An 870-nucleotide genomic window follows, 5' to 3' on the forward strand; every position below is an offset into this window, starting at 1 on the left:
CCCGGCGAGCAGGTCGGCCTGGCCACCGGCGCGCCGCTGCCCGAGGGCGTCTACGCGATCAACACCTTCATCTACCGCCGGCCCGACGCCACCTTCGGCGCCGACACCGCGATCAACATCCCGGTCCTGGTCTGGTCGACCCCGCTGGTGCCGTTCGGCGGCCGCGTCGAGCTGCTCGTCGCCCCCCCGACCGTGTTCGCCTTCACCCGCAACCGGGCGGGCGTCCCCAACCAAGACATCTCGATCAACGTCGGCACCTTCGTCGGCGGCATCTGGGCGTTCGACCTCGGCGGCAACGTCGGCGTCAGCGTGCTGGGCGGCGCCTACCTGAACGACCTCAACGGCGACCGCGGTTCGCTCGGTGGCGTCACCCCCGTCCTGCCGCAGCTCGCCTCCAACACCTACCGCGCCGGCCTCGCCGTCAGCTACACCGGAGACGGCTACAACCTCACCGCCAACCTCACCGGCAACTTCTACGACTCGCCCGGTCGCTTCGACGGTCGCGTCGGCGCCTTCCTCGGCCCGCAGGTGATCTCCGACGCCCTCAACCTCGACCTCACCGCCACGAAGAAGTTCGGCAAGTTCGAGATCGGCGCCGTCGGCTACGGCACCGTCAACGTCGGCCGCAACTCGGCCATCGTCGGCCGCGGCGGCCGCTTCGCCCTCGGCGGCCTCATCGGCTACGACTTCGGCGTCTTCACCGCCCAGCTGATGGTCGCCCGCGACGTCGTCACCTCGGCCACCTACGCCACCTTCGACGGCCGCACCCGCGACAACTACTCCACCGACGGCTTCATCCGCCTGATCGCGCCGCTCTACTCGGTCGCAGCCCCGGCCCCCGCGCCGACCCCCCTCGTCCGCAAGTACTGA

1 protein-coding gene is annotated in these 870 nt (G+C 70.8%); it reads left to right on the plus strand.

Annotated elements, in window-relative coordinates; all coding sequences use genetic code 11:
- A partial coding sequence (locus FV229_RS27005) for a transporter (protein ID WP_147754835.1) occupies window positions 1–870 on the plus strand: 870 nt, incomplete at its 5' end.

This window comes from Methylobacterium sp. WL120 (assembly GCF_008039465.1).
Lineage (GTDB): Bacteria > Pseudomonadota > Alphaproteobacteria > Rhizobiales > Beijerinckiaceae > Methylobacterium > Methylobacterium cerastii.